The following is a 20,110-nucleotide window of genomic DNA, read 5'->3' as shown; positions in this document are numbered from 1 at the left end:
AGCCTGACGGCGGCGTCGCCGTACAGGAACGTGATGCGGGGAGGTCAGTAGACGAGGGCCTGCGCGTCCTCGGCCACGGCCTCCTCGACGAACGCGGGCGCGCCTGCGATCCGCACGCCCTGGATGAGGTCGTCGACGGTGATGTCGCGCCTGGCCGCGCACTGGGTGCAGACCGTGACGCGGCCCGCGGCGAGCACGGCGTCGAGCAGGTCCTGCAGAGGAGCGGCGTGCGGCAGGCTGAACTCTTTGGCCCTGCCGGGAAGGGCGAACCACGACGCCTCGCCCGTCAGCCACAGCGAGACGGGAACGCCGCTCGCCAGCGCCGCGGCCGCGACCGTGAAGGCCTGGTTGCATCGCTCGGGGGCGTCGGCTCCCGCGGTCACCTTGATGACCAGTGATCGTGCCATGTTCGCCAGCCTAGACCGATCTGCGCCGGACGTCCGCATCCGGCCGCTCTTCCCGTTGGGGGGCGGGATCCACGCGAGCGTCTTCCTCCGGACCAGGCGTCACGCCTGCTCCATCCATGGGTGAGGTCCTCGTCAGGGAAGGCCAGGGACGGCCTAGGCTTGCTTGACATGGAAGAACCTGAAGTGCATCCCGACCTCGAGCCGATCGCCTGGCTGCTCGGCAGGTGGGAGGGCGCGGGAGTCGGCGGCTACCCGACGATCGACAGCTTCAACTTCGGCCAGGAGATCGAGTTCGGCCACAACGGCAAGCCGTTCCTGACCTACGTCAGCCGCGCCTGGCTGCTGGACGAGTCCGGCGCGAAGGTCCGCCCGCTGGCCACCGAGAGCGGCTACTGGCGCCAACTGCCCGACCGCCAGCTGGAGGTCCTGCTCGCCCACCCGACGGGCATCGTGGAGATCTACGTCGGTGAGGTGGTGTTCCACAAGATCGAACTGCGCACCGACGTGGTCGCCCGCACCTCGACCTCGAAGGAGTACTCCGCAGGTCACCGCCTCTACGGCCTGGTCAACGGCAGCCTCATGTGGGCCTACGACATGGCCGCCGAGGGGGTCCCGCTGACCTCCCACATGTCCGCAGAGCTCAAGAAGGTGGCATGAGCAGCCCATTCACCCCCGATGTGGTCGAGGCGATCAAGCGTCACATGAACGACGACCACGCCGACGACGGCCTGCTCATCGTGCGCGCGCTCGGCGGTCGTCCCGAGGCGACGACCGCGACGACCAGCGACGTGGACGCCGAGGCGATCGAGTTCACGATCGACGGGGGCGAGCGGGTGCGCGTGCCGTGGGGCGAGACGCTGACCGAGCGTCCCCAGGTACGGCTGGCGGTCGTCCGCCTCTACAACGAGGCCTGCGCCGCACTCGGCCTCCAACCACGCGGCGAGCACTGACACCTTCACATGTGTACGGCCCGGCCGTGCTCCTACCTGGCAGGTCCAACGGGTACGGCACGCTGAAGGAGCACGGCAGGCCGGACGAGCCAAGTCCAACGGGGGACCGGCGCGTGCTCGCCAGAAACGGCTGATGGCACCGGGAAACGGCCGTGGCATCAGGAAACGGCCGTCGGGAAATGGGAAAGGGCCCCGAGCGTTCTCCGCTTGGAACAAGCGGGCCGGATGGACCACAGTCAGGGTCGAACCCTGACTTCCAGCTGCTCGGAGCCCCGGTGGCTGCCTCAAATTCGCCTCTGCGGCGTGAGACCTCCAGACCTGGTCCGGATGGTTCCGCCGCTAGCGGACAGCCACCTCGCTAGCCCAACTATGAATCACCATTGCTTGGACCACCTCCTTTCCGCGTGCCTTCAAGTTATGTGGAGCCTTCGGTAACGGGCAAGCGATTATTCGTCGGCCGTAGACTCGAGGCATGACCGAGACCGCATGGCACGAGGAGCTCCGCGCCAAGGGCTACCGCGTGACTCCGCAACGGCAGCTGGTCCTCGAAGCGGTCAAGACGCTGGGGCACGGCACTCCCGAGGAGATCTGCGCGAAGGTCCAGCAGACGGCCCGCGGGGTCAACATCTCCACGGTCTACCGCACGCTCGAGCTGCTCGAAGAGCTCGGCATGGTCACCCACACGCACCTCAACCACGGCGCGCCGACCTACCATCTGGCCACCGAGGCCGACCACGTCCACCTGGTGTGCCGAGACTGCGGCGAGGTGAGCGAGGTGCGCCTGGAGCTGGCCGACGGGCTGGTCAAGGGCCTGGACGAGGAGATGGGTTTCGAGACCGACGTCCGGCATCTGACCGTCTTCGGCCGCTGCCGTAACTGCCGGGTAGCCTGACGGCATGCGTAGCCCTCTGCTGGATCTTCCCGGCGCCGTCGCGGCCGAGGCCCCCGACGCCGACGTCGCCGCCCATTACGGCGACCTGTTCGCCGAGCAGCGCGCGCTGCTGAAGGGCGAGGCGGTCGTCGACCGCAGCAACCGTGAGATCGTGCGGATCAGCGGAGCCGACCGGCTGAAATGGCTTAACGACCTCAGCTCGCAGAAGCTCGACCTCCTGCAGCCGGGCGTGTGGACCCAGACGCTGATCCTCGACCTGCAGGGCAGGGTGGAGCACCACCTCACGCTGATCGACGACGGCGAGGCCGTACTGGCGCATGTGGAGCCCGGCGCGGCGGCCGCGTTGATCGACTACCTCGACCGCATGCGGTTCATGCTCAGGGTCGAGGTGTCGCTCGTCGAGGACCTGGCCGTCCTGTCGACCGCCGACGAGGACGTGCTCGTGCCGCGCGCCGAGCTGGCGGACCATCTGGGCAAGCCACTGGCCGGGCTGTGGGCCTACGAGGCGCTGCGCATCGAGGGGCACCGGCCGCGGCTCGGGCTCGACACCGACCACAAGACGATCCCCCACGAGGTGGGCTGGATCGGCGAGGCCGTCCACCTCACCAAGGGCTGCTACCGCGGGCAGGAGACGGTCGCCCGCGTCCACAACCTGGGGCATCCGCCGCGGCGCCTGGTGTTCCTGCACCTCGACGGCAGTGTCGACACCCTGCCGCCGCACAACGCGCCCGTGGTGCTCGACGGGCAGGAGGTGGGTTTCGTCGGATCGTCGGCCCGCCACCACGAGCTGGGGCCGATCGCGCTCGCGCTGGTCAAGCGGACGGTGCCGGTCGACGCGCCGCTCCTCGCCGGCGGCGTCGCGGCCGGCCAGGAGGTCATCGTGCCCCCGGACGCGGGTCGCAACGTCGCCATCGACCCCGCCCTGCGCCGCCGCATCCGCTGACCCACCCCGAGGGTGTCGCACCGCCGAAGGGTCTCTTCGCTGCACGGCCGGCGAAACCCTTCGGCGCGTCCGGTTCGCGACGGCGTTACGCCTCGGCGCACATCCGGGGCGGGCAGGTGAGGGTTCGGGGCATGCCGGACAGGAGCACCCTGGTGCCCTTCGGGACCGCGAGGGTGTAGATCGCGCCGCAGCCGCGTGTCTCGCAGGTGAAGCCGGCCCGAAGCCAGCGGCCGTTCCACGACTCGCTCTGTTCGCGAGGTCCAAGGGCCCAGGCGGACTCGCGCCTGATCGTCAGCCGGTCGTCCCTGCCTGGAACGACCTTGATGTCGATCTCGCCTGTCACGTCCACATACACCTCGGGCGTGGTGATCACGTAGACGCTCTCGGTGGTCTCCTTCGTGGTGGTGGAGATCAGAGAGGTGTCCGCCGACTCGTCGGGCGTATTGGCGCCGATGCCGAACGCCACCCCCATGCTGACGATCGAGATGAAGGCGAACGCCCCGCCGGCGATGAGCCACAGCCTGCGCATGGTCGAGCTCCTTTCAGACCTTCAGGAAACGCAGCACGGCGAGCACCCGCCGGTGATCCTTGTCGTCGGCGCCGGACAGGCCGAGCTTGGCGAAGATGTTGTTGATGTGCTTGCCGACCGCGCCCTCCGAGACGACCAGGGCCTCGGCGATGCCGGTGTTGGAACGGCCCTCCGCGATGAGCGCCAGTACCTCACGCTCCCGGCGGGTGAGCTGGTCGAGCGGGTCGCTGCGGCCGCGCAGCAGCAGCTGGGCGACGACCTCGGGGTCGAGCGCGGTGCCGCCCGCCTCGACCCTGCGCAGCGCGCCGACGAACTCGGCGACGTCGGCCACCCTGTCCTTGAGCAGGTAGCCGACCCCGGTGGTCTCGGTGGACAGGAGCTGGCTCGCGTACCGCTCCTCGACGTACTGCGACAGCACCACGATCGGCTGGCCGGGCCGCTGGCGGCGCAGCACGAGCGCCGCGCGCAGCCCCTCGTCCCTGTGCGAGGGGGGCATCCGCACATCGGTGATCACCAGGTCGGGCTGGTGCTCCTCGACGGCGCGCAGCAGCTCCTCGGCGTCGGCCACCGCCGCCACGACCTCCATGCCCACCGAGCCGAGCACCCACGTCAGGCCCTCTCTCAGCAGGACGGAGTCCTCGGCCAGCACTACTCGCATGGAAGCTCCACTTCGATCGTCGTCGGCCCGCCGACGGGGCTGTCGATGCGCAGGCTGCCGTCCACCGAGCCGACCCGCTGGGCCAGGCCGCGCAGACCCGTGCCGCGCTCGGGCGCGGCACCGCCTTTCCCGTCATCATGTACGGCGAGCCGCAACCGGTCGCCCTTGCGGGTGACCGTGATCGAGGCGCTGGTCGCCTCGGCGTGCTTGGCGATGTTGGCGAGCGCCTCCGAGACGACGAAGAACGCCACGGCCTCGATCGTGGGCGAGGCCCGGTCCCTGACGTCGACGCTGAGCCGTACCGAAAGGGGAGCGCGGGCCGCGAGCCCGGACAGGGCCGCGTCGAGGCCCTCGTCGGTGAGGACGGCGGGATGCAGGCCGCGCACGAGGTCGCGCAGCTCTTTCAGCGCCTGCTTGGCCTCCTCGTGGGCCTGGGCGATCACCTGGACGGCGGGCTCGGGCAGGTCGGTGAGGGTGGCGCGGGCCATGCCGAGGTTCATGGCCAGCCAGACCAGACGCTGCTGGGTGCCGTCGTGCAGGTCGCGCTCGATGCGGCGGCGCTCGGCGTCGGCGGCGTCGATCACCTCGGCGCGGCTCTCCTGCAGGGTCTCCACCCGCTGGGCGAGCTCGTCGCTGATGCTCGGGCCGAGCAGCGTCCTGCCCGCGATCACGTCCACCCAGGTGAACGCCCTCGCCACCAGCGGTCCTGCCAAGAACAGGCCGAACCCGATCACCGCGAACAGCAGGCCGAACCCCTTGGAGGGCGACATGTCGAGGGTGCGGACCGTGAGGAAGGCCATGCCGATGGTGCCGCCCCACGTGATGAGCAGGGCGGCCGAGCCGAGGCCGTTGAGCAGCGGGCACAGCAGGTGGTAGGCGATCTGCCGCCACGTGCTGAGCGTCTTCGCCTGGTTGATCAGCCACGTGATCGGGTTGCGGACGGGGAGCGCACGCGGCAGCGGCGGAATCCGGAGAGTCAGATAGGCCGCGAAGCGGGAGCGTTGCAGGGCCGTGAGGTGTGGCATCGACCAGAACAGCAGGCCGATCGCGATCACGGGCACGACCACGGTCCAGACCAGCAGCACCGCCGCGACCAGCAGGGCGACGATCACGCCTGCCGTGAGGAGCCCGGTGAGCAGGCCCATCGCCACGTGAAGCGTGCGCAGCCAGGTCGCCGCTCCCCAATGGGCGCGGATCCGATGCCAGATGGTCATGCGTCAACCGTAGAGAGGCCGGTGAGGGGCGGGAATGGGCGCACTATCCGGGAAAAGGGTGAGGCTGGCACTACCGTTTCACACGTCGATGACCAGCGTGATCGGGCCGTCGTTGAGGAGCGAGACCTTCATGTCGGCGCCGAAGCTGCCGGTCTCCACGTGCGCGCCGAGCGACCTGAGCTCGTCGACGACCGCCTGGACCAGGGGCTCGGCGATCGGGCCAGGCGCGGCGGCCTGCCAGGTGGGGCGGCGGCCCTTGCGCGTGTCGCCGTACAGGGTGAACTGGCTGATGACCAGCAGCGGGGCGCCGACGTCCGAGCAGGATTTCTCGCCGTCGAGGATGCGCAGGCCCCACAGCTTGGCGGCCAGCTTGCGGGACTCGGCGGCGGTGTCGGTGTGGGTGGCGCCGACCAGGACCATCAGGCCGGGCTCGTCGATCGCGCCGACCGTCCGACCTTCGACGACGACGGAGGCGTGGCTGACCCGCTGCACGACTGCTCGCATGACACCCCATTCTGTCCCACTTCGGGGGCGCCGGAGGCCGTCACGGACGGCGGATACCGAGCGCGGCCACGGCTAGACTCATCGCGAAAAGGGAGGGGAAATGTCGCTCGTTGTGGAGGTTGTCCGTTCCGGGTTCGTGGAGTCCACGCACCAGGCCCGGATGCTGGCGGTGTCCGCCGACGGAACGCCGGTCCGCGCGCACGGTCCCGTCGACGCGCTGGCCTCGCCGCGTTCCTCGATGAAGCCGCTGCAGGCGCTCGGCATGCTGCGCAGCGGCCTCGACCTGGACGGCGAGCTGCTCGCGCTGGCATGCGCCTCCCATTCGGGCGAGCCGTACCACGTCGACGGCGCCAGGAAGATCCTCGCGAGCGCGGGGCTCGACGAGAGCGCCCTGCTCTGCCCGGAGGACTACCCCGAGGACAGGTCCGTGCCCACCAAGGCGCGGATCTTCATGAACTGCTCCGGCAAGCACTCGGCGATGCTCGCCACCTGCGTCGTCAACAACTGGCCGCTGGAGACCTACCTGGAGCCCACGCATCCGCTGCAGCGGGCGATCAGGGAGACGGTCGAGGAGCTGACCGGCGAGCGGGTGGCCGCGACCGGCGTGGACGGCTGCGGCGCACCGCTCTTCTTCGTCTCGATGGTCGGCGTGACGCGCGCGTTCAGGGCCTTCCCGCTGGGGGAGCAGGGCTCGCCGGAACGGCGCGTCTACGAGGCCGTCACCGCCCATCCCGAGTGGACCTCGGGCACCACCCGACCCGAGGCCGCGCTGATGCGGGCGGTACCCGGGCTGATGGTGAAAGTGGGCGCCGAGGGGTTCGACGCCTTCGCCTTCGCCGACGGCCGCGCAGGCACCGTCAAGATCGAGGACGGGTCGTCGCGGGCGCGCGTCCCCGTGACCGTGGCCGCGCTGCGGGCGCTGGGTCTCGACGCTCCCGAGCTCGACGCCCTGGCCGCCACTCCACTGCTCGGCGGCGGCCACCCGGTCGGAGAGGTACGGCTGCGCGCCTGACGGGCGTCAGGCGGGACTCAGGCGCGACGGAGGATCTCGGCGACCTCCCGCTGCCCCTTCTCCTCGGCGTGCCGCAGCGCGGTCACCCCGTTCGCGTCGGCCAGGCCGGGGTCCGCGCCCGCGGCGAGCAGCAACCTGACGATTTCCTGGTACGGCCGGCCGCCGTCGCCGAGAATGACCGCCTCCAGCAGTCCCGTCCACCCCAGGTCGTTGACGTGGTCGACGTCGATGTCCGTCTTGAGCACCTCGCGCACGTAGTCGACATGACCCCGCTCGCAGGCGGGAATGATCGACACCCCGCCGTAGCGGTTCCTGATCGTCAGGTCGGGGTTGGCGGGAAGGAGGACGCGCAGCATGGCCACGCTGCCCGTCACGCCGGTGACCAGCCACGGGGTGTCGTGCTGGGCGTCGAGGGCGTCCGGGTCGGCACCCGCGGCGACCAGGATCTCGGCGACCTCCACGTGGTCGGCGGCGCTTGCCAGGAGCAGGGCGGTGCGTCCCTGGCGGTCGCGCGCCTCCAGGTCGGCGCCTTCGGTGACGGCCTCCCTGACGGCGGCGGCGTCCCCCGAGGCGGCGGCTGTGAGCAGTTGTCCGTTGAGCACGTTTGATCCTTTCATGCCAGGTTGCGACGGTTTCGGACGGGCTGGGGTGGTAGGCATCGCACGGCCGATGGAATTCGGGGGAAGAATCGAATGGTCGATGCGAGGACAGGAGGAGCGGTGGAGCGCGTCTGGCTGAACAGGGCCATGCACGTGGGGTTCTTCCTGCTGCTCGCCGCCTCGGCCTCCAGGCTGCTGTTCAGGCACGGGCTCAATCCTGAGAGCGTCCGCAACGTGAGCCTGGCCGCGGGCCTCGGCGTCCTCTACGCGGCGGGCGTGGTGTTCTGGCGTCGGCTCGGTCACCGCGGACGGCTGGCGTGGCTCGTCGCGGTGCTCCTGCTGTGGCTGGTGCTGGTCGAGCTCGCGCCGTCCTTCTCGTGGTGCGCGATCCCGCTGTTCTTCGTCTGCCTGCGCCTGCTCTCGCCGCCGCTGACGATCGTGGCGGCGACCGTGCTGACGGTCGCGGTGATCGTCGCCCAGATCTACCTGGCAGACAGCTTCGACCCCAGCCAGGTGCTCGCACCCGTCGCGGTCGCGGCGATGACCGTGGTCATCTTCTGGGAGCTGCGCCGCGCGGGCATGCTGGAGGAGAGGGAACGGCTCAGCCGCGAGATCCACGACACGATCGCCCAGGGCCTGACCAGCCAGCGCATGCTGCTGCAGGCCGCGGACCGGGCGTGGGAGAGCGATCCGGGCCGGGCCCGCTCCTATCTGCGCCAGGCCATGGCCCAGGCGGGCGGCAACCTGGAGGAGGCGCGGCGCTTCGTCAGGGACCTCGGGCCCGCCGACCTGGCCGAGCGGTCGCTGCCCGACGCGCTCAGGGCGATCAGCGACGACTTCTGCCAGGAGGGCGCCGAGTACCCCCTCGATCCGAAGACGCAGGCCGTCCTGCTGAGGGTGGCGCAGGGAGCGCTCGCCAACGCGCGCGAGCACGCCCACGCCGACAGGGTGGTCGTCACGCTGTCGTACCTGGAGGGCGAGGTCACGCTGGACGTGTTCGACGACGGGGTCGGGTTCGACCAGGCCGTCTCGGGCCCGGGGCGCGGCTACGGCCTGCGCGGCATGCGTGACAGGCTGGCCGAGGTCGGTGGCACCCTGGTGGTGGAGAGCGTGCCGGGCGAGGGCACGGCCGTGGCTGCGAGGATTCCGGCGTGAAGCTTTTCCTGGTGGACGACCATCCTGTGGTGCGGGCGGGGATCGCGGCGCTGGTCGGCGACGAGCCCGACATGGAGATCGTCGGGGAGGCCGCGACCTCGCAGGAGGCGGTCAGGGGGATCGCGCTCAGGGAGCCCGACGTGGTGCTGATGGACCTGCAGCTCGGCGAGGGGCCCGACGGCGTGGAGACCACGCGGCTCGTGCGCGCGCTCCCGCACGCCCCGCAGGTGCTCGTCCTGACCACCTACGAGACCGACGCGGACATCGTCAGGGCCATCGAGGCGGGCGCGACGGGCTACGTGCTCAAGGCCTGCCCTCCCGACGAGCTCTTCCACGCGATCAAGGCGGCGGCCAGGGGTGAGACCGTACTGTCGCCGAAGGTGGCGACGCGGATGATGCGCCGCATGCGCGACCCCGGGCCCGCCCTCACCGCCAGGGAGATCGAGATCCTCGAACTGCTGGCCAAGGGCGCGGGTAACAAGGAGATCGCCAAGACGCTGTTCATCACCGAGGCGACCGTCAAGACCCACCTCGTCCACGTCTATGGCAAGCTCGGCGTCGACACCCGCACCGCGGCCGTCGCCGCGGCGGTCGAACGCGGCCTGATCAGGCGGTGAAACGCCCACCGGCTCGACCGCCCTCGCCGACGAGCACCCCGGCACCCCACCGCCCTCCTCCGCCCTGCATCCCACGGCCCTCCCCCCCCGGCCCGCGAGGCGGAGAGAGGGCCGGAGGCGTGGCCGCGGATGGGAGGAGCGCTCAAGGGATGGCCGGGGGTGGACGAGCGCCGCTAGGAAGGTGGAGGGTCAGGAGCGGTAGCGGCGCAGGTATTCGCCGGTCAGCGACTCCGAGGAGGCCAGCAGCTCGGCCGGGGTGCCGGTGAAGACGACCTCGCCGCCGTTCTTGCCGCCGTCGGGACCGAGATCCACGATCCAGTCGGCGTGCTGGACGACGTCGAGGTTGTGCTCGATGACGACGACCGTGTTGCCCGCGTCCACCAGCCGGTCCATCAACGCGAGGAGCGTGTCGACGTCGGACATGTGCAACCCGGTCGTCGGCTCGTCCAGGACGTACACGCTGCTCGTCCGGTTGAGCTGGAGCGCCAGCTTGAGCCGCTGGCGCTCGCCGCCGGAGAGGCTGCTCAGCGGCTGTCCCAGCGTCAGGTAGTCCAGGCCGACGTCGATCAGCGAGCTCAGCTTGGACTTCAGCGCGGGCTCGGTGAAGAACGTGACGGCCTCCTCCGCGGGCAGTTCGAGCACGTCGGCGATCGACTTGCCGCGCACCGTGTGGACCAGGACCGACTCCTTGAAGCGGCGGCCCTCGCAGCTCTCGCAGTGGGTGGTGACCGGGTCCATGTACGCGACCTCTGTGATGATCACCCCGCGCCCCTGGCACTCCTCGCACGCTCCGGTGGAGTTGAAGCTGAACAGGCCCGGCGCGACCCCGTTGGCCTTGGCGAAGAGCTTGCGGATGGGGTCCATGAGGTCGAGGAAGGTGGCGGGGGTGGAGCGGGAGGACGCCGCGATCGCCGACTGGTCGACGAAGATCGCGGAGGGGTAGGCGGCCATGAACTCACCGGAGATCAGCGAGCTCTTGCCGGAGCCCGCCACCCCGGTGATCGCGGTGAGCACCCCTGCCGGGATGTCCACCGAGACCTTCTTCAGGTTGTGCAGGCTCGCGTCCTTGATCGGCATGAACCCCGTGGCCTGCCGTACGGCCTGCTTGACCTGGGTGGAGCGGCGCAGGCCGCGACCGGTGAGGGTCTCGGCGTCGCGCAGTTCGGCGACCGTGCCGGTGAAGACGATCTCGCCGCCGTGGACGCCCGCGCGCGGGCCGACGTCCACGATGTGGTCGGCGATGGTGATCACGTCGGGGTCGTGCTCGACGACCAGGACCGTGTTGCCCTTGTCGCGCAGCGCCCTGAGAAGGTCGTTCAGGCGGCCCACGTCGCGGGGGTGCAGGCCGACGCTGGGCTCGTCGAAGATGTAGGTCATGCCGGTGAGGGCCGAGCCCAGGTGCCTGACCATCTTCAGCCGCTGGCCTTCGCCGCCCGACAGGGACGTGGTCGCGCGGTCGAGCGAGAGGTAGCCGAGGCCGATGTCGGCGATCCGCCGCAGGGCCTCCTTCGCTCCCGCCGCGGCGGCGCCCTCGAGGCCGTCCAGCACCTCGATGAGGTCGGTGACCTGCATGCGGGCCCAGTCGGCGATGTTGCGCCCCTCGATGCGGGTCTCCAGCGCCGCGGGGTTGAGCCTGTCGCCCGCGCAGGCGGGGCAGACGCCCTCGGTGAGGAAGCGCTGCATCTGCTCGCGGGTCCGCTCGCTCAGCGTGCTGAGGTCGCGGGTGACGCCACGCCTGGTGAAGCGGTCGACCAGGCCCTCGTACTCGGCGCTGAACGTGCCGTTCTTCATGGTCAGCTCGATCTTGACGCCATCGCCGTGGAGGAGCGTCTCCATCTCCTCGGCGGTGTAGTCGGCGAGCTTCTTGGCGGCGTCGAGCCCGGGGTGCTTGCCGTACATCTGCCACTCGAGGCCGCCGACCTTGTATCCGGGCAGCAGGATCGCGCCCTCGTCCAGCGACTTGTCCGGGTCGAGCATGAGCGAGACGTCGGCGCGGATGGTCCTGCCGATGCCGTCGCACGACGGGCACATGCCCTGCGGGTCGTTGAAGGAGTAGGCCGAGACGTGGCGTCCGCCTGTCCTAGCGAACATGGCCCTGATCATGCCGTACACGTCGGTGATCGTGCCGACCGTGGAGCGGGCGTTGCCGCCGATGGGCTTCTGGTCGACGATCACCGGCGTGGTCAGGTTGTCGATCACGTCGGCGTGGGGGCGCTCGTACTTCGGCATCTGGTTGCGGATGAACCAGGAGTAGGTGCTGTTGAGCTGGCGCTGCGCCTCGACGGCGATGGTGTCGAAGACGATGGAGGACTTGCCGGAACCCGAGACTCCGGTGAACACCGTGATCTGGTTCTTCGGAATGGTGAGGGAGACGTCCTTGAGGTTGTGCTCGCGAGCGCCGACGATCCGAATGCTGTCCATGTTCACCTGTTGAAGACGAGGTCGGCCGTGCTGAAGTCACCGGCCGAGTGGCGGTTCTTGGTCAAGGCGTAGGCGGTACGGCCGGCGGTGTCGGCGAACGCGATCGTGCCCCCGCTACCGCCCCATCCGAACATAGTGGGCGAATTCAGCGTTTGGGTCATCATTTCGATCGAATAACCGAGAGTGGTGCCCGCGGGCACGCCCGGCACGCCGGTCGAGTGGGTGAGCGCGTGCCGAAGGGGCGCGGCCTGCTTGCCGTGCGCGCCGAACTCGGGCCACACCTCGGCGATCGGCGTGTCATAGGACAGGACCCCGCGGTCGACGAGCACATGGACGACGGTCGCCGTGACGCCCGCGAAGGGGAGTCGAGGTCTGGCCGATCCTTCACGAGGCCCGAGAGATCCGCACCTCCTCCGGCCCCTTGTCCTCGCGCAGCCCCCGCCACGAGGGGTGCCTGATGCGCCCGTCCGCCGTCCACTCGGCGTAGCGGACCGCCCCGACCAGGACCGGCTCCACCCAGTGCGCGTCGCGCGCGTGCTCGGGCGGCACCCCGAGCACCGGGGGGTCCGGCCTCTCCAACGGCCGCAGCCGCGCGCCCAGATCGGCCAGCGCGCGCTCGGTGAAGCCGGTCCCCACGTGCCCCGCGAAGACCAGCCGGCCGCTCTCGTCGTGCACGCTCAGCAGCAGGGAGCCGATCATCCCCGCTCTCCTTCCTTCGCCCGGCTTCCAGCCGCAGATGATGACCTCCTGGGTCTTGAAGTTCTTCACCTTGGTCCAGTCGGCCGAACGCTGCCCCGGCCGGTAGGGCGAGCCGAGCCGCTTGGCCACCACGCCTTCGAGGCCGAGCGACTTGCTCGCCTCCACCGCGTCGGCGCCCGCCCCGCGGAACCACACGGGTACCTGCCAGCGGGCCCCCGGGGTGACCGTCTCCTCCAGCAGCTGTCTCCTGTCCGTGTACGGCAGGCCGACCACGCTCACCGCGTTGATGTGCAGCAGGTCGAACAGCATGAACGTCACGGGCACCGACCTGACCAGCTCGGCGATCTTCGTCGGGTTGCGCTGGTGCATCCGCGGCTGCAACGCCCCGAAGGAGGGCCTGCCCGCGGCGTCGAACGCGACGATCTCGCCGTCGAGGACGAGGTCGTGGCCGCCCACCGCGCCGCCCAGCATGCGCAGCTCGGTGTAGGCGACGGTGATGTCCTTGCCGTTGCGCGACATCAGCCTGACCGCCCTGTCCTCGACGTAGGCCAGCGCCCTGACCCCGTCCCACTTCATCTCGTAGGCCCACTCGCCGGTGACCGGCAGCGATCCCGGCCTGGCCAGCATCGGCTCGTAGGGAGGGAGTGTCATCAGGACACCTCCTGCGTGGGCGCGGCCCAGGAGACGTGCGCTCCCGGCCTACCGACGATGAAACCCCGTCCGCGCTCGGGCGTACAGGGCCGCCGCCCGACGCCGCGGTCTGCCCACACTCCCCGAACCATCACATTCCCCCTGGTCAGGGCCTACCCATTCAGAGCGTCCGTGCCAACCGCTACGATCGGCCGCCATGACGGGTATCAGGGTCGCCTTGGCCGTGCTTCTGCTTGGAGCGCTCCCCATGGCCGCGCCATCGGGGGCGCTCACCGACGAGGTGACGATGGAGCTCGGCAAGGGCGGCGTGCTCCACGTGAGCGAGAAGATCAGCGGCGCCGGCGGCGAGGTCAAGCGGACCTTCCTGAGCCGCACCCGCTTCGACGACTCCTTCGACAGGCTCTACCGGATCTCCAACGTCAAGGGCGGCACGCTCGCGGGCGACGTGCTGACCATGAAGGGCGACGGCACCGTCTCCTACGACGTCACCGGCGCAGTCACCCAGGCCGGCGGCAACGAGGAGCTGCGCTGGTTCGCCGTCGGCGGGTGGGACGCCCCCGTGGAGAAGGCCACGGTCAAGGTCACGGGCCCCGCCTCGATCCAGAACCTCTCGTGCTTCGCGGGCGACCTGACCTCCGCGATCGGCTGCACGTCCGCCTCCATGGACCACACGGGCTCGCGCGCGGACTTCGAGCAGCAGCGGCTCAACGCGGGCCAGGCGCTGACCGTCGTCATCGGCTTCCCCAAGGGCGCCAGCGGCGGCGCGCCCATCCTGGAGCGCCGCTGGTCGCTGGCCTCCGCCTTCACGATCGACCTGGTCACGGGCGGTGCCCTGGCCGGCCTGCTGGTCCTGCTGCTGGGCGGGGTGGGCCTGCTGTGGTGGACCCGCGGCCGCGACGCCCGCGTCGTCGGCCACGAGCAGGGGGCGGTCGCCGCGGTCCAGGACGGCCACTTCACCCCGCCCGACGGGGTACGGCCGGGCCAGATCGGCACGCTGATCGACGAGCAGGCCGACGTGATCGACGTGACGGCGACCATCGTCGACCTGGCGGTCCGCGGCTACCTGCGCATCGACGAGCAGCCCCGCCAGACCTACGACGCGCCCGACTGGCTGCTCGTCAGGCTGCCGAACGCGCCCACCGGCTCGCTCATGCCGTACGAGCGGGCGCTGTACGACGCGGTCTTCGACGGGCGCGACACGGTGCTGCTGTCACAGCTGTCCGGTTCCTTCCACGCCCACCTCGGCAAGGTGCGCGACGCCCTCTACACCGACGTCGTACGCCAGGGCTGGTTCGCCCGCCGTCCCGACGCCGTCCGCACCAGGTGGACCACGATCGGCGTCGTGCTCTGCTTCGTCGGCGTGGCGGCGACGGTCGCGCTGGCCTGGTTCACCACGTACGGCCTGCTCGGGCTCGCGGTCATCATCGCGGGGGCGGCCATGGCGGTGGGCGGGCAGTCGATGCCGGCCAAGACCGCCAAGGGATCGGCGGCGCTGGCCCACACGCTCGGGTTCCGGCAGTACCTGCTGTCGGGCGACCTCGGCAACGTGCCCGAGCAGCACAGGGTGGAGCTGTTCTCCCGCTACCTGCCGTACGCGGTGATCTTCGACGGAGTGGAACACTGGTCGCGGGTGGTCGCCTCGGTGACGGGCAACGGCCAGGAGGCCGACAACCTGTACTGGTATCACGGCCCGGCGGAGTGGGACCTGTCGAAGTTCGCGGGGTCGATGCGCACGTTCACGACCACGACGTCGGGCGCGATCTCCTCGACCCGCCAGTTTCGCTCCCTCTGAGCCGCCGCCCGTCCCGAGGAGACCCCAGGTCAAAGGGTGATGGCGTCCTTCGCCTTCTCCACCGACTCGTCCGAGGCGGGACCTCCGGGGTTCTCCAGGGCCAGCGCCTGGTTGAGCTCGACGAACTCCCGCATCCGCTCCTCGTACCGGTCGAAGGCGCCGTCCATCGACCTGCCCAACTCCTCGGCCAGGACGTACGCCCCCACCATGGCCAGGCTGGTGCCCTGGCCGGACAGCGGCGAGGCGCAGTAGCCCGCGTCACCCACCAGCGCGACCCGCCCCTTAGACCACCTGTCCATCCTGATCTGCGCCATCGCGTCGAAGTAGAAGTCCGTCGCCTTCCACATGGCCTCCAGCAGTTTCGGCGCCTCCCACCGCAGACCGCCACAGCGCTCGGCCACCACCCGCTTCTGCTGCTCGATGTCCCGGTAGTCGTACTCGAACGGCTCGCCGCCGAAGCCCAGGTTGACCTTCAGTTGCGTGTTGCCGCGCACGGGGAACAGCCCGAGGCCCGCCTCGCCGTCCCTGAGCCAGATCTGCCAGTCCTCGAGTCCCAGCATGTTGTCGGCGGTGAAGATGCAGAGGTGCATCCCCAGGTGGTGGATGAACCGCGACTCCTCGCCGAAGGTCAGGCGGCGGACGTTGGAGTGCAGGCCGTCGGCCCCGATGACCAGGTCGAAGCGGCGGGGCGCGGCGTTTTCGAAGGTGACCTCTCCGGCGGAGCCGATCGCGGTGATCGAGTCCCCGAAGAGGAACTCCACGTCGTCGCCGAGGCGGTCGTGGACGATCCTGGTCAGGTCCTCCTTGAGCAGTTCGACGTCCCCGCTGTCGAACCGGCCGCCGCTGTAGGTGCCCTCGGTGTCGCGCATGATCTCGTTGCCGTCGCCGTCGAGCATCGACATGCCGCGCCAGGTGGTGCGGACCTGGCGGATCTCGTCCGCGATGCCCATCCGCTCGGCGACCGTGAGCGCGGCGCCGCGCACGTCGATGGCCTGGCCGCCGGGGCGCAGACCGGGGGCCCGCTCGACGACGGTGGGGTGGAAGCCGTGGCGGCGCAGCCAGTAGGCGAGGGTGAGTCCCGCGATGCTGGAACCGGAGATCAGGATGTTCGTCATGTTCTGAATGTACGATGTATTGTGTACTAGTGCAGTCGCCCTATTTGGAAATCGTCGAAGACATCAAGCGCCGCATCGCCTCGGGGAAGCTGAAGCCCGGCGACCGGCTGCCGCCCGTCCGGCAGGTCGCCAAGCGATGGGGAGTGGCCCTGGCGACCGCGACCAAGGCCATGAACACGTTGCAGCAGCAGGGGATCGTCCAGGCGAAGCCGCGTGTGGGCACGATCGTGGCCGCACCCGGCTTCACCGCCGCGCCCGCCGGGGAGCTGACCCGCGAAGGGATCGTGCGGGCCGCGATCGAGATCGCCGACGCCGAGGGGCTGGGTGCGCTGACCATGCGCGGCGTCGCGGCCAAGCTGGGCGTGGCGCCCATGTCGCCCTACAAGTACGTCGGGAGCAAGGAGGACCTGATCCTGCTCATGGCCGACACGGTCTACGGCTCGCTGGCCTATCCCGACCGGCACCCCGCGAGCTGGCGGGCGGGCCTCGAGGAGGCCGCGCGCACCATGTGGGCGCTCCACAAACGTCATTCGTGGCTCGGGCAGGTCACCTCGCTCAACCGGCCGCTGGCGCTGCCCAACCTGGCGATCCACGCCGACCGGGTGCTCGGCGCGCTCGAACGGCTCGGCCTCGACCCTGTCATGACGCTCAACGTGCATGTCGTGTTCTACGCCTACCTCCAGGGGCTGGCGGCCAACCTGGAGCGCGAGGCCCAGGCCGAGGAGGCCAGCGGCATGTCGGAGGAGGAGTGGATGGACGTTCAGGAGCCGAGGCTCGCGGAGCTCGCCGCCTCGGGCGCCTATCCCGCGTTCGCGAGGGTGCTGGACACCCTCGACGGCGGATACGACCTGGATCTGGACGAGATCTTCGAGCTCGGGCTCAGGCTGCACCTCGACGGTCTGGCCGCGATGATCGAGGATGGACGCCATGGACGTTGACGACCCGACCGCCGTCGCCGTCGTGGCGGCCATCCACGCCGGTGACACCGCCGAACTCGACCGCCTGCTGACCGAGCACCAGGGGCTCGCCCGCGAGTGGCTGGAGGGGTGCGACGGGACGAAGCGTTCGCTCCTGCACGTGGCCACCGACTGGCCGGGCAGCTTCCCCGCCGTGGGGCGGACGATCGCGACGCTCGTCGCGCACGGGGCGGACGTCAACGCCCGCTTCGTCGGCCCGCACACCGAGACGCCGCTGCACTGGGCGGCCAGCAGCGACGACGTCGAAGCGCTCGACGCGCTGCTCGACGCGGGCGCAGACATCGAGGCCACGGGAGCGGTCATCGCGGGCGGCTCACCGATCGCCGACGCGGTGGCCTTCGCGCAGTGGAAGAGCGCACGGCGCCTGGTCGAGCGGGGCGCGTCCGTGGAGGCGCATCAGGCGGCGGCGCTGGGGCTGCTGGATCGCATGGCCGAGCCGTACGACCTGGATCTGGCCTTCTGGTTCGCCGCGCACGGAGGGCAGCGCGACATCGCCGAGTATCTCCTGCACCGGGGCGCGGACCCCGCATGGGTGCCCGAGTGGGAGCCGTTGGACGCGGGGGCGCGGCCAGGCGCAACGGGTTCGGCGAGGTGGCCGACTGGCTCAGTCGGAGATCGTGATCCGCAGGCGGCGGAAGCCCCTGCCCTTGCTCTCGATCTTCGCGACCTTGATCCGGCCGATCTGCTTGGTCGAGGCGACGTGGGTGCCACCGTCGGCCTGGGTGTCGAGGCCGACGATGTCGACGATGCGGACGTCCTCCACGGTCTCCGGCACCAGGTTGGTGGCGGTGCGGATGATGTCGGGGATCGCGAACGCCTCCGAGCGCGGCAGCACCCGCACGTCGATGCGCCGGTCGGCGGCGATCTCGGCGTTGCAGGCGTCCTCGACCGCCTCCTTGAAGCCCGGCGGCACCTCGGGCAGGTTGAAGTCCATCCTGGCGGAGAACTCGTCCATGTTGCCGCCGGTGACCAGCGAGCCGTAGTCGCGGAAGACCACCCCGCACAGCACGTGCAGCCCCGAGTGGGTCCGCATGAGCGCCGAGCGCCGCTCGTCGGCCACGGCCGCGGCGACGACCGTCCCCACCGGAGGCACGGGGTCGCCTTCTGCCGGAATCAGGTGGAGATCGTCGCCTTTGCGCACCCCGACGATCCTGGTTTCCACGCCCTGCCAGAGGAGAACTCCGTGATCGGCCGGCTGACCGCCGCCGCCTGGATAGAATGCCGACTTGCTCAAGACGATCCCCTCTGGCGTCGAGTCCAGGACGACCGCCTCGAAAGAGCGCAGGTTCTGGTCGGAGAGTTCGAGCCGTTGCGTGCGCCCGTGGAGATCGAAGGTCATGTCGGCAGCTTAAAGCCCCTCGAGGTGGTCATGCGCGGCGTGCTGCGTAGTCGTCTGCTCGCATCGGCCGCCACGATAATCGGGATTTGTCCCGCTATTGCGGGGTGCAACAGCGCTGCCGCTTCGCGGCCGCCGGTGCGCGTGCCCGCCGTACAGAAGGCGGTGCCGGTGATGATGTTCGTCGGTGACAGCTTCACCGTCGGCTCGGGGCCCGTGCGCACGTGGGAGACCTACGCGACCGAGACCGCCAGGCGGCTCGGCTGGCAGCCGGTGGTCGCCGGCGCGGGCGGCACCGGTTTCGTCAACAGGGGCAGGGTGGGTCGCAACTTCGAGCAGTCGTACGTGGCGGAGCTGGCCTGGAGGCCCGCTCCCGACCTGCTGATCATCTCGGGCGGCCACAACGACCGCAGGTGGACGGGCGCCACGGTACGGCTGGCCGCCGCCAGGCTCGTCTCGTCCGTCAAGGCCCACTGGCCGCGCACCAGGATCGTCATGATCGGCCCCATCTGGATCGACAGGGCCCCGCGTCAGGCCTACCTGGTGCGCGACGCGCTCGCCGAGGTGGCCGACCGCGAGCGCATCACCTTCCTCGACCCGCTCCAGCAGCGCTGGACCGCGGGCGGGCGGGCCGGCGTGCTGCTGCCCGACGGCGTGCACCCCACGGCCAACGGGCACGTCAGGCTGGCGCAGTGGCTGGTCAGCGCTCTGCGGGCCACTCCCGCGCCCTCTTGATCTGGCGCTCGTAGAGCTCGCGCGAGTCTCTGAGGAAGCGGGTGACGGCGTCCACCTGCTCGTCGGTGTACTGGGACAGGATCGCCTCACCCTCGACGATGAAGGGCCCGTACAGCTCCTGCGCCTTGGCGACGATCTTCTCGGTGGGCCGGACGACCACCTTGCGGCGGTCCTCGGGGTCGGGGGAGCGGGTCAGGTAGCCGAGCTTCTCCAGCCGGTCGAGCATGGCGGTGACGCTGCCCGTGGTCAGTCCCAGCGCGGGACCCAGGATGCCGGGGGTGATCTCGCCTTGTTGCAGCAGGATCTCCAGGCATCGGGTGTCGGTCCTGTTGACGCCCAGCACGCGGGCCGCGGCCGCGTCGAAGTCGTCGACCGCCGCCTGGAATGCCTGCATCTCGCTGCCGATCAGCTCTCTTGACATTAAACCCTCTTGGAATTCAAGCTAAATGCCAGGATAGCGGTTTCGCGTGGGAGTCACCAAGGCCCGTAGGGGCCGTTGTTGCCGCCCTTGCCCATGCCCTGGACCGCGGGCTTGACGTCGGCGAGGTAGACGCCGGCCGCGATGACCGAGGCGATCGCGAAGATGTTGAGCCGCGCCAGGCCGCTGGCGCCGAAGTAGCCCCATGCCGTGGCGAACGCGAACAGCGTGCCGAGGCCGAGGATCAGCACCCACCATTTCTTCTGCAGTTTGCCCGCCGCGATGAAGGCGTTGGTCGGGGTGCGGAGGGCGTGGACGAGCGCCCAAACCGACATGCCGAACGCGATGATCGCGAGAATCGCGAAGATGAGGTCAAGGCCAAAGGTGATCATGTCCGCTCCGCCCAATGCCGCGATGTCGCCACCCACCCTAATCCATTCACCCTCAAACCCGTTTCCTCTACGGCAAGCCCCCCTTGGCACCTCC

23 protein-coding genes and 2 pseudogenes are annotated in these 20,110 nt (G+C 70.1%); 11 read left to right on the top strand and 14 right to left on the bottom strand.

Annotation, left to right across the window (positions count from 1 at the left end; genetic code table 11):
* Positions 1-44: 44 nt before the first annotated feature.
* Positions 45-407, bottom strand: a complete 363-nt coding sequence (locus tag AB0B45_RS45395; RefSeq protein WP_358144236.1) for a DsrE family protein — start codon at positions 405-407, stop codon at positions 45-47.
* 168 nt (positions 408-575) lie between these two features.
* Here AB0B45_RS45395 and AB0B45_RS45390 point away from each other — a divergent pair, with 168 nt between their 5' ends.
* From AB0B45_RS45390 to AB0B45_RS45375, 4 genes are all read left to right on the top strand, one after another.
* A complete protein-coding gene (locus tag AB0B45_RS45390) occupies positions 576-1,064 on the top strand; it encodes an FABP family protein (RefSeq protein ID WP_358144234.1) in 489 nt (162 codons plus the stop codon).
* Positions 1,061-1,357 (top strand): DUF2470 domain-containing protein, encoded by a 297-nt coding sequence (locus AB0B45_RS45385; RefSeq protein WP_358144231.1) that lies wholly within the window; start codon positions 1,061-1,063, stop codon positions 1,355-1,357. Before AB0B45_RS45390 ends, AB0B45_RS45385 begins: the two co-directional genes overlap by 4 nt.
* A 472-nt stretch (positions 1,358-1,829) precedes the next feature.
* Positions 1,830-2,249, top strand: coding sequence for a Fur family transcriptional regulator (locus AB0B45_RS45380; RefSeq protein ID WP_358144229.1), 420 nt, complete (start codon positions 1,830-1,832; stop codon positions 2,247-2,249).
* 4 nt (positions 2,250-2,253) lie between these two features.
* Positions 2,254-3,192, top strand: coding sequence for a glycine cleavage T C-terminal barrel domain-containing protein (locus AB0B45_RS45375; protein ID WP_358144226.1), 939 nt, complete (start codon positions 2,254-2,256; stop codon positions 3,190-3,192).
* Between the two features lie 85 nt (positions 3,193-3,277).
* Here the strand turns inward: AB0B45_RS45375 and AB0B45_RS45370 are convergent, their stop codons facing one another.
* The 4 genes from AB0B45_RS45370 to dtd form a co-directional block, all read right to left on the bottom strand.
* Positions 3,278-3,721, bottom strand: a complete 444-nt coding sequence (locus tag AB0B45_RS45370; RefSeq protein WP_358144225.1) for a hypothetical protein — start codon at positions 3,719-3,721, stop codon at positions 3,278-3,280.
* A 13-nt stretch (positions 3,722-3,734) separates the two neighbouring features.
* On the bottom strand, positions 3,735-4,379 hold the full coding sequence (locus AB0B45_RS45365) for a response regulator transcription factor (RefSeq protein ID WP_358144224.1): 645 nt from the start codon (positions 4,377-4,379) through the stop codon (positions 3,735-3,737).
* Positions 4,370-5,593 carry a sensor histidine kinase gene (locus AB0B45_RS45360; protein ID WP_358144222.1) on the bottom strand — a complete coding sequence of 408 codons (1,224 nt, stop codon included), beginning with the start codon at positions 5,591-5,593 and terminating at the stop codon, positions 4,370-4,372. Before AB0B45_RS45360 ends, AB0B45_RS45365 begins: the two co-directional genes overlap by 10 nt.
* Before the next feature lie 78 nt (positions 5,594-5,671).
* Positions 5,672-6,097 carry a D-aminoacyl-tRNA deacylase gene (gene dtd / locus AB0B45_RS45355; RefSeq protein ID WP_358144220.1) on the bottom strand — a complete coding sequence of 142 codons (426 nt, stop codon included), beginning with the start codon at positions 6,095-6,097 and terminating at the stop codon, positions 5,672-5,674.
* 100 nt (positions 6,098-6,197) lie between these two features.
* Between dtd and AB0B45_RS45350 the strand changes: the two genes are divergently transcribed.
* Positions 6,198-7,109, top strand: coding sequence for an asparaginase (locus AB0B45_RS45350; protein ID WP_358144218.1), 912 nt, complete (start codon positions 6,198-6,200; stop codon positions 7,107-7,109).
* Positions 7,110-7,126: 17 nt separating this feature from the next.
* Here the strand turns inward: AB0B45_RS45350 and AB0B45_RS45345 are convergent, their stop codons facing one another.
* On the bottom strand, positions 7,127-7,711 hold the full coding sequence (locus tag AB0B45_RS45345; protein WP_358144215.1) for an ankyrin repeat domain-containing protein: 585 nt from the start codon (positions 7,709-7,711) through the stop codon (positions 7,127-7,129).
* Positions 7,712-7,828: 117 nt separating this feature from the next.
* On the opposite strand from AB0B45_RS45345, the gene AB0B45_RS45340 reads away from it, so the two are divergent.
* Both AB0B45_RS45340 and AB0B45_RS45335 read left to right on the top strand, forming a co-directional pair.
* The gene (locus AB0B45_RS45340) at positions 7,829-8,863 is read left to right on the top strand and encodes a sensor histidine kinase (RefSeq protein WP_358144214.1); all 1,035 of its coding nucleotides are present in this window, start codon (positions 7,829-7,831) and stop codon (positions 8,861-8,863) included.
* Positions 8,860-9,480 (top strand): response regulator transcription factor, encoded by a 621-nt coding sequence (locus AB0B45_RS45335; protein WP_358144211.1) that lies wholly within the window; start codon positions 8,860-8,862, stop codon positions 9,478-9,480. The genes AB0B45_RS45340 and AB0B45_RS45335 overlap by 4 nt, the downstream gene beginning before the upstream one ends.
* 189 nt (positions 9,481-9,669) lie before the next feature.
* Here the strand turns inward: AB0B45_RS45335 and AB0B45_RS45330 are convergent, their stop codons facing one another.
* The 3 genes and pseudogenes from AB0B45_RS45330 to ligD all read right to left on the bottom strand — a co-directional run bounded on the left by AB0B45_RS45330 (position 9,670) and on the right by ligD (position 13,251).
* Positions 9,670-11,901, bottom strand: coding sequence for an excinuclease ABC subunit UvrA (locus AB0B45_RS45330; RefSeq protein WP_358144210.1), 2,232 nt, complete (start codon positions 11,899-11,901; stop codon positions 9,670-9,672).
* Positions 11,902-11,903: 2 nt separating this feature from the next.
* Positions 11,904-12,239, bottom strand: a pseudogene (locus AB0B45_RS45325) (serine hydrolase domain-containing protein); the annotation flags it as partial.
* Between the two features lie 46 nt (positions 12,240-12,285).
* Positions 12,286-13,251, bottom strand: a complete 966-nt coding sequence (ligD, locus tag AB0B45_RS45320; protein WP_358144207.1) for a non-homologous end-joining DNA ligase — start codon at positions 13,249-13,251, stop codon at positions 12,286-12,288.
* Between the two features lie 196 nt (positions 13,252-13,447).
* On the opposite strand from ligD, the gene AB0B45_RS45315 reads away from it, so the two are divergent.
* Entirely contained in the window at positions 13,448-15,043 is a 1,596-nt protein-coding gene (locus AB0B45_RS45315) for a DUF2207 domain-containing protein (protein WP_358144205.1), read from the top strand.
* A 29-nt stretch (positions 15,044-15,072) separates the two neighbouring features.
* Here the strand turns inward: AB0B45_RS45315 and AB0B45_RS45310 are convergent, their stop codons facing one another.
* Positions 15,073-16,158, bottom strand: coding sequence for an FAD-dependent monooxygenase (locus AB0B45_RS45310; RefSeq protein WP_358144202.1), 1,086 nt, complete (start codon positions 16,156-16,158; stop codon positions 15,073-15,075).
* Positions 16,159-16,202: 44 nt separating this feature from the next.
* Between AB0B45_RS45310 and AB0B45_RS45305 the strand changes: the two genes are divergently transcribed.
* Both AB0B45_RS45305 and AB0B45_RS45300 read left to right on the top strand, forming a co-directional pair.
* Positions 16,203-17,096, top strand: coding sequence for a TetR/AcrR family transcriptional regulator C-terminal domain-containing protein (locus AB0B45_RS45305; protein ID WP_358144200.1), 894 nt, complete (start codon positions 16,203-16,205; stop codon positions 17,094-17,096).
* Positions 17,077-17,415: pseudogene (locus tag AB0B45_RS45300) on the top strand (ankyrin repeat domain-containing protein); the annotation flags it as partial. The gene AB0B45_RS45305 and the pseudogene AB0B45_RS45300, both read left to right, overlap by 20 nt.
* A gap of 33 nt (positions 17,416-17,448) precedes the next feature.
* Here AB0B45_RS45300 and AB0B45_RS45295 read toward each other — a convergent pair.
* Positions 17,449-17,646: a hypothetical protein gene (locus AB0B45_RS45295; protein ID WP_358144320.1), complete on the bottom strand. Its 198-nt coding sequence runs from the start codon at positions 17,644-17,646 to the stop codon at positions 17,449-17,451.
* Between the two features lie 93 nt (positions 17,647-17,739).
* Positions 17,740-18,474: an alanyl-tRNA editing protein gene (locus tag AB0B45_RS45290; RefSeq protein WP_358144313.1), complete on the bottom strand. Its 735-nt coding sequence runs from the start codon at positions 18,472-18,474 to the stop codon at positions 17,740-17,742.
* 141 nt (positions 18,475-18,615) lie between these two features.
* Between AB0B45_RS45290 and AB0B45_RS45285 the strand changes: the two genes are divergently transcribed.
* On the top strand, positions 18,616-19,206 hold the full coding sequence (locus AB0B45_RS45285; protein WP_358144311.1) for an SGNH/GDSL hydrolase family protein: 591 nt from the start codon (positions 18,616-18,618) through the stop codon (positions 19,204-19,206).
* On the opposite strand, the gene AB0B45_RS45280 is transcribed toward AB0B45_RS45285, so the two are convergent.
* Positions 19,172-19,627, bottom strand: a complete 456-nt coding sequence (locus tag AB0B45_RS45280; RefSeq protein ID WP_358144198.1) for a MarR family transcriptional regulator — start codon at positions 19,625-19,627, stop codon at positions 19,172-19,174. The genes AB0B45_RS45285 and AB0B45_RS45280 overlap by 35 nt on opposite strands.
* Positions 19,628-19,680: 53 nt before the next feature.
* Entirely contained in the window at positions 19,681-20,016 is a 336-nt protein-coding gene (locus tag AB0B45_RS45275; RefSeq protein WP_358144195.1) for a DUF2516 family protein, read from the bottom strand.
* Between the last annotated feature and the right edge of the window lie 94 nt (positions 20,017-20,110).

It is taken from the genome of Nonomuraea sp. NPDC049152 (assembly GCF_040648355.1).
Lineage (GTDB): Bacteria > Actinomycetota > Actinomycetes > Streptosporangiales > Streptosporangiaceae > Nonomuraea.
This window is presented reverse-complemented; position numbering and strand designations above follow the sequence as displayed.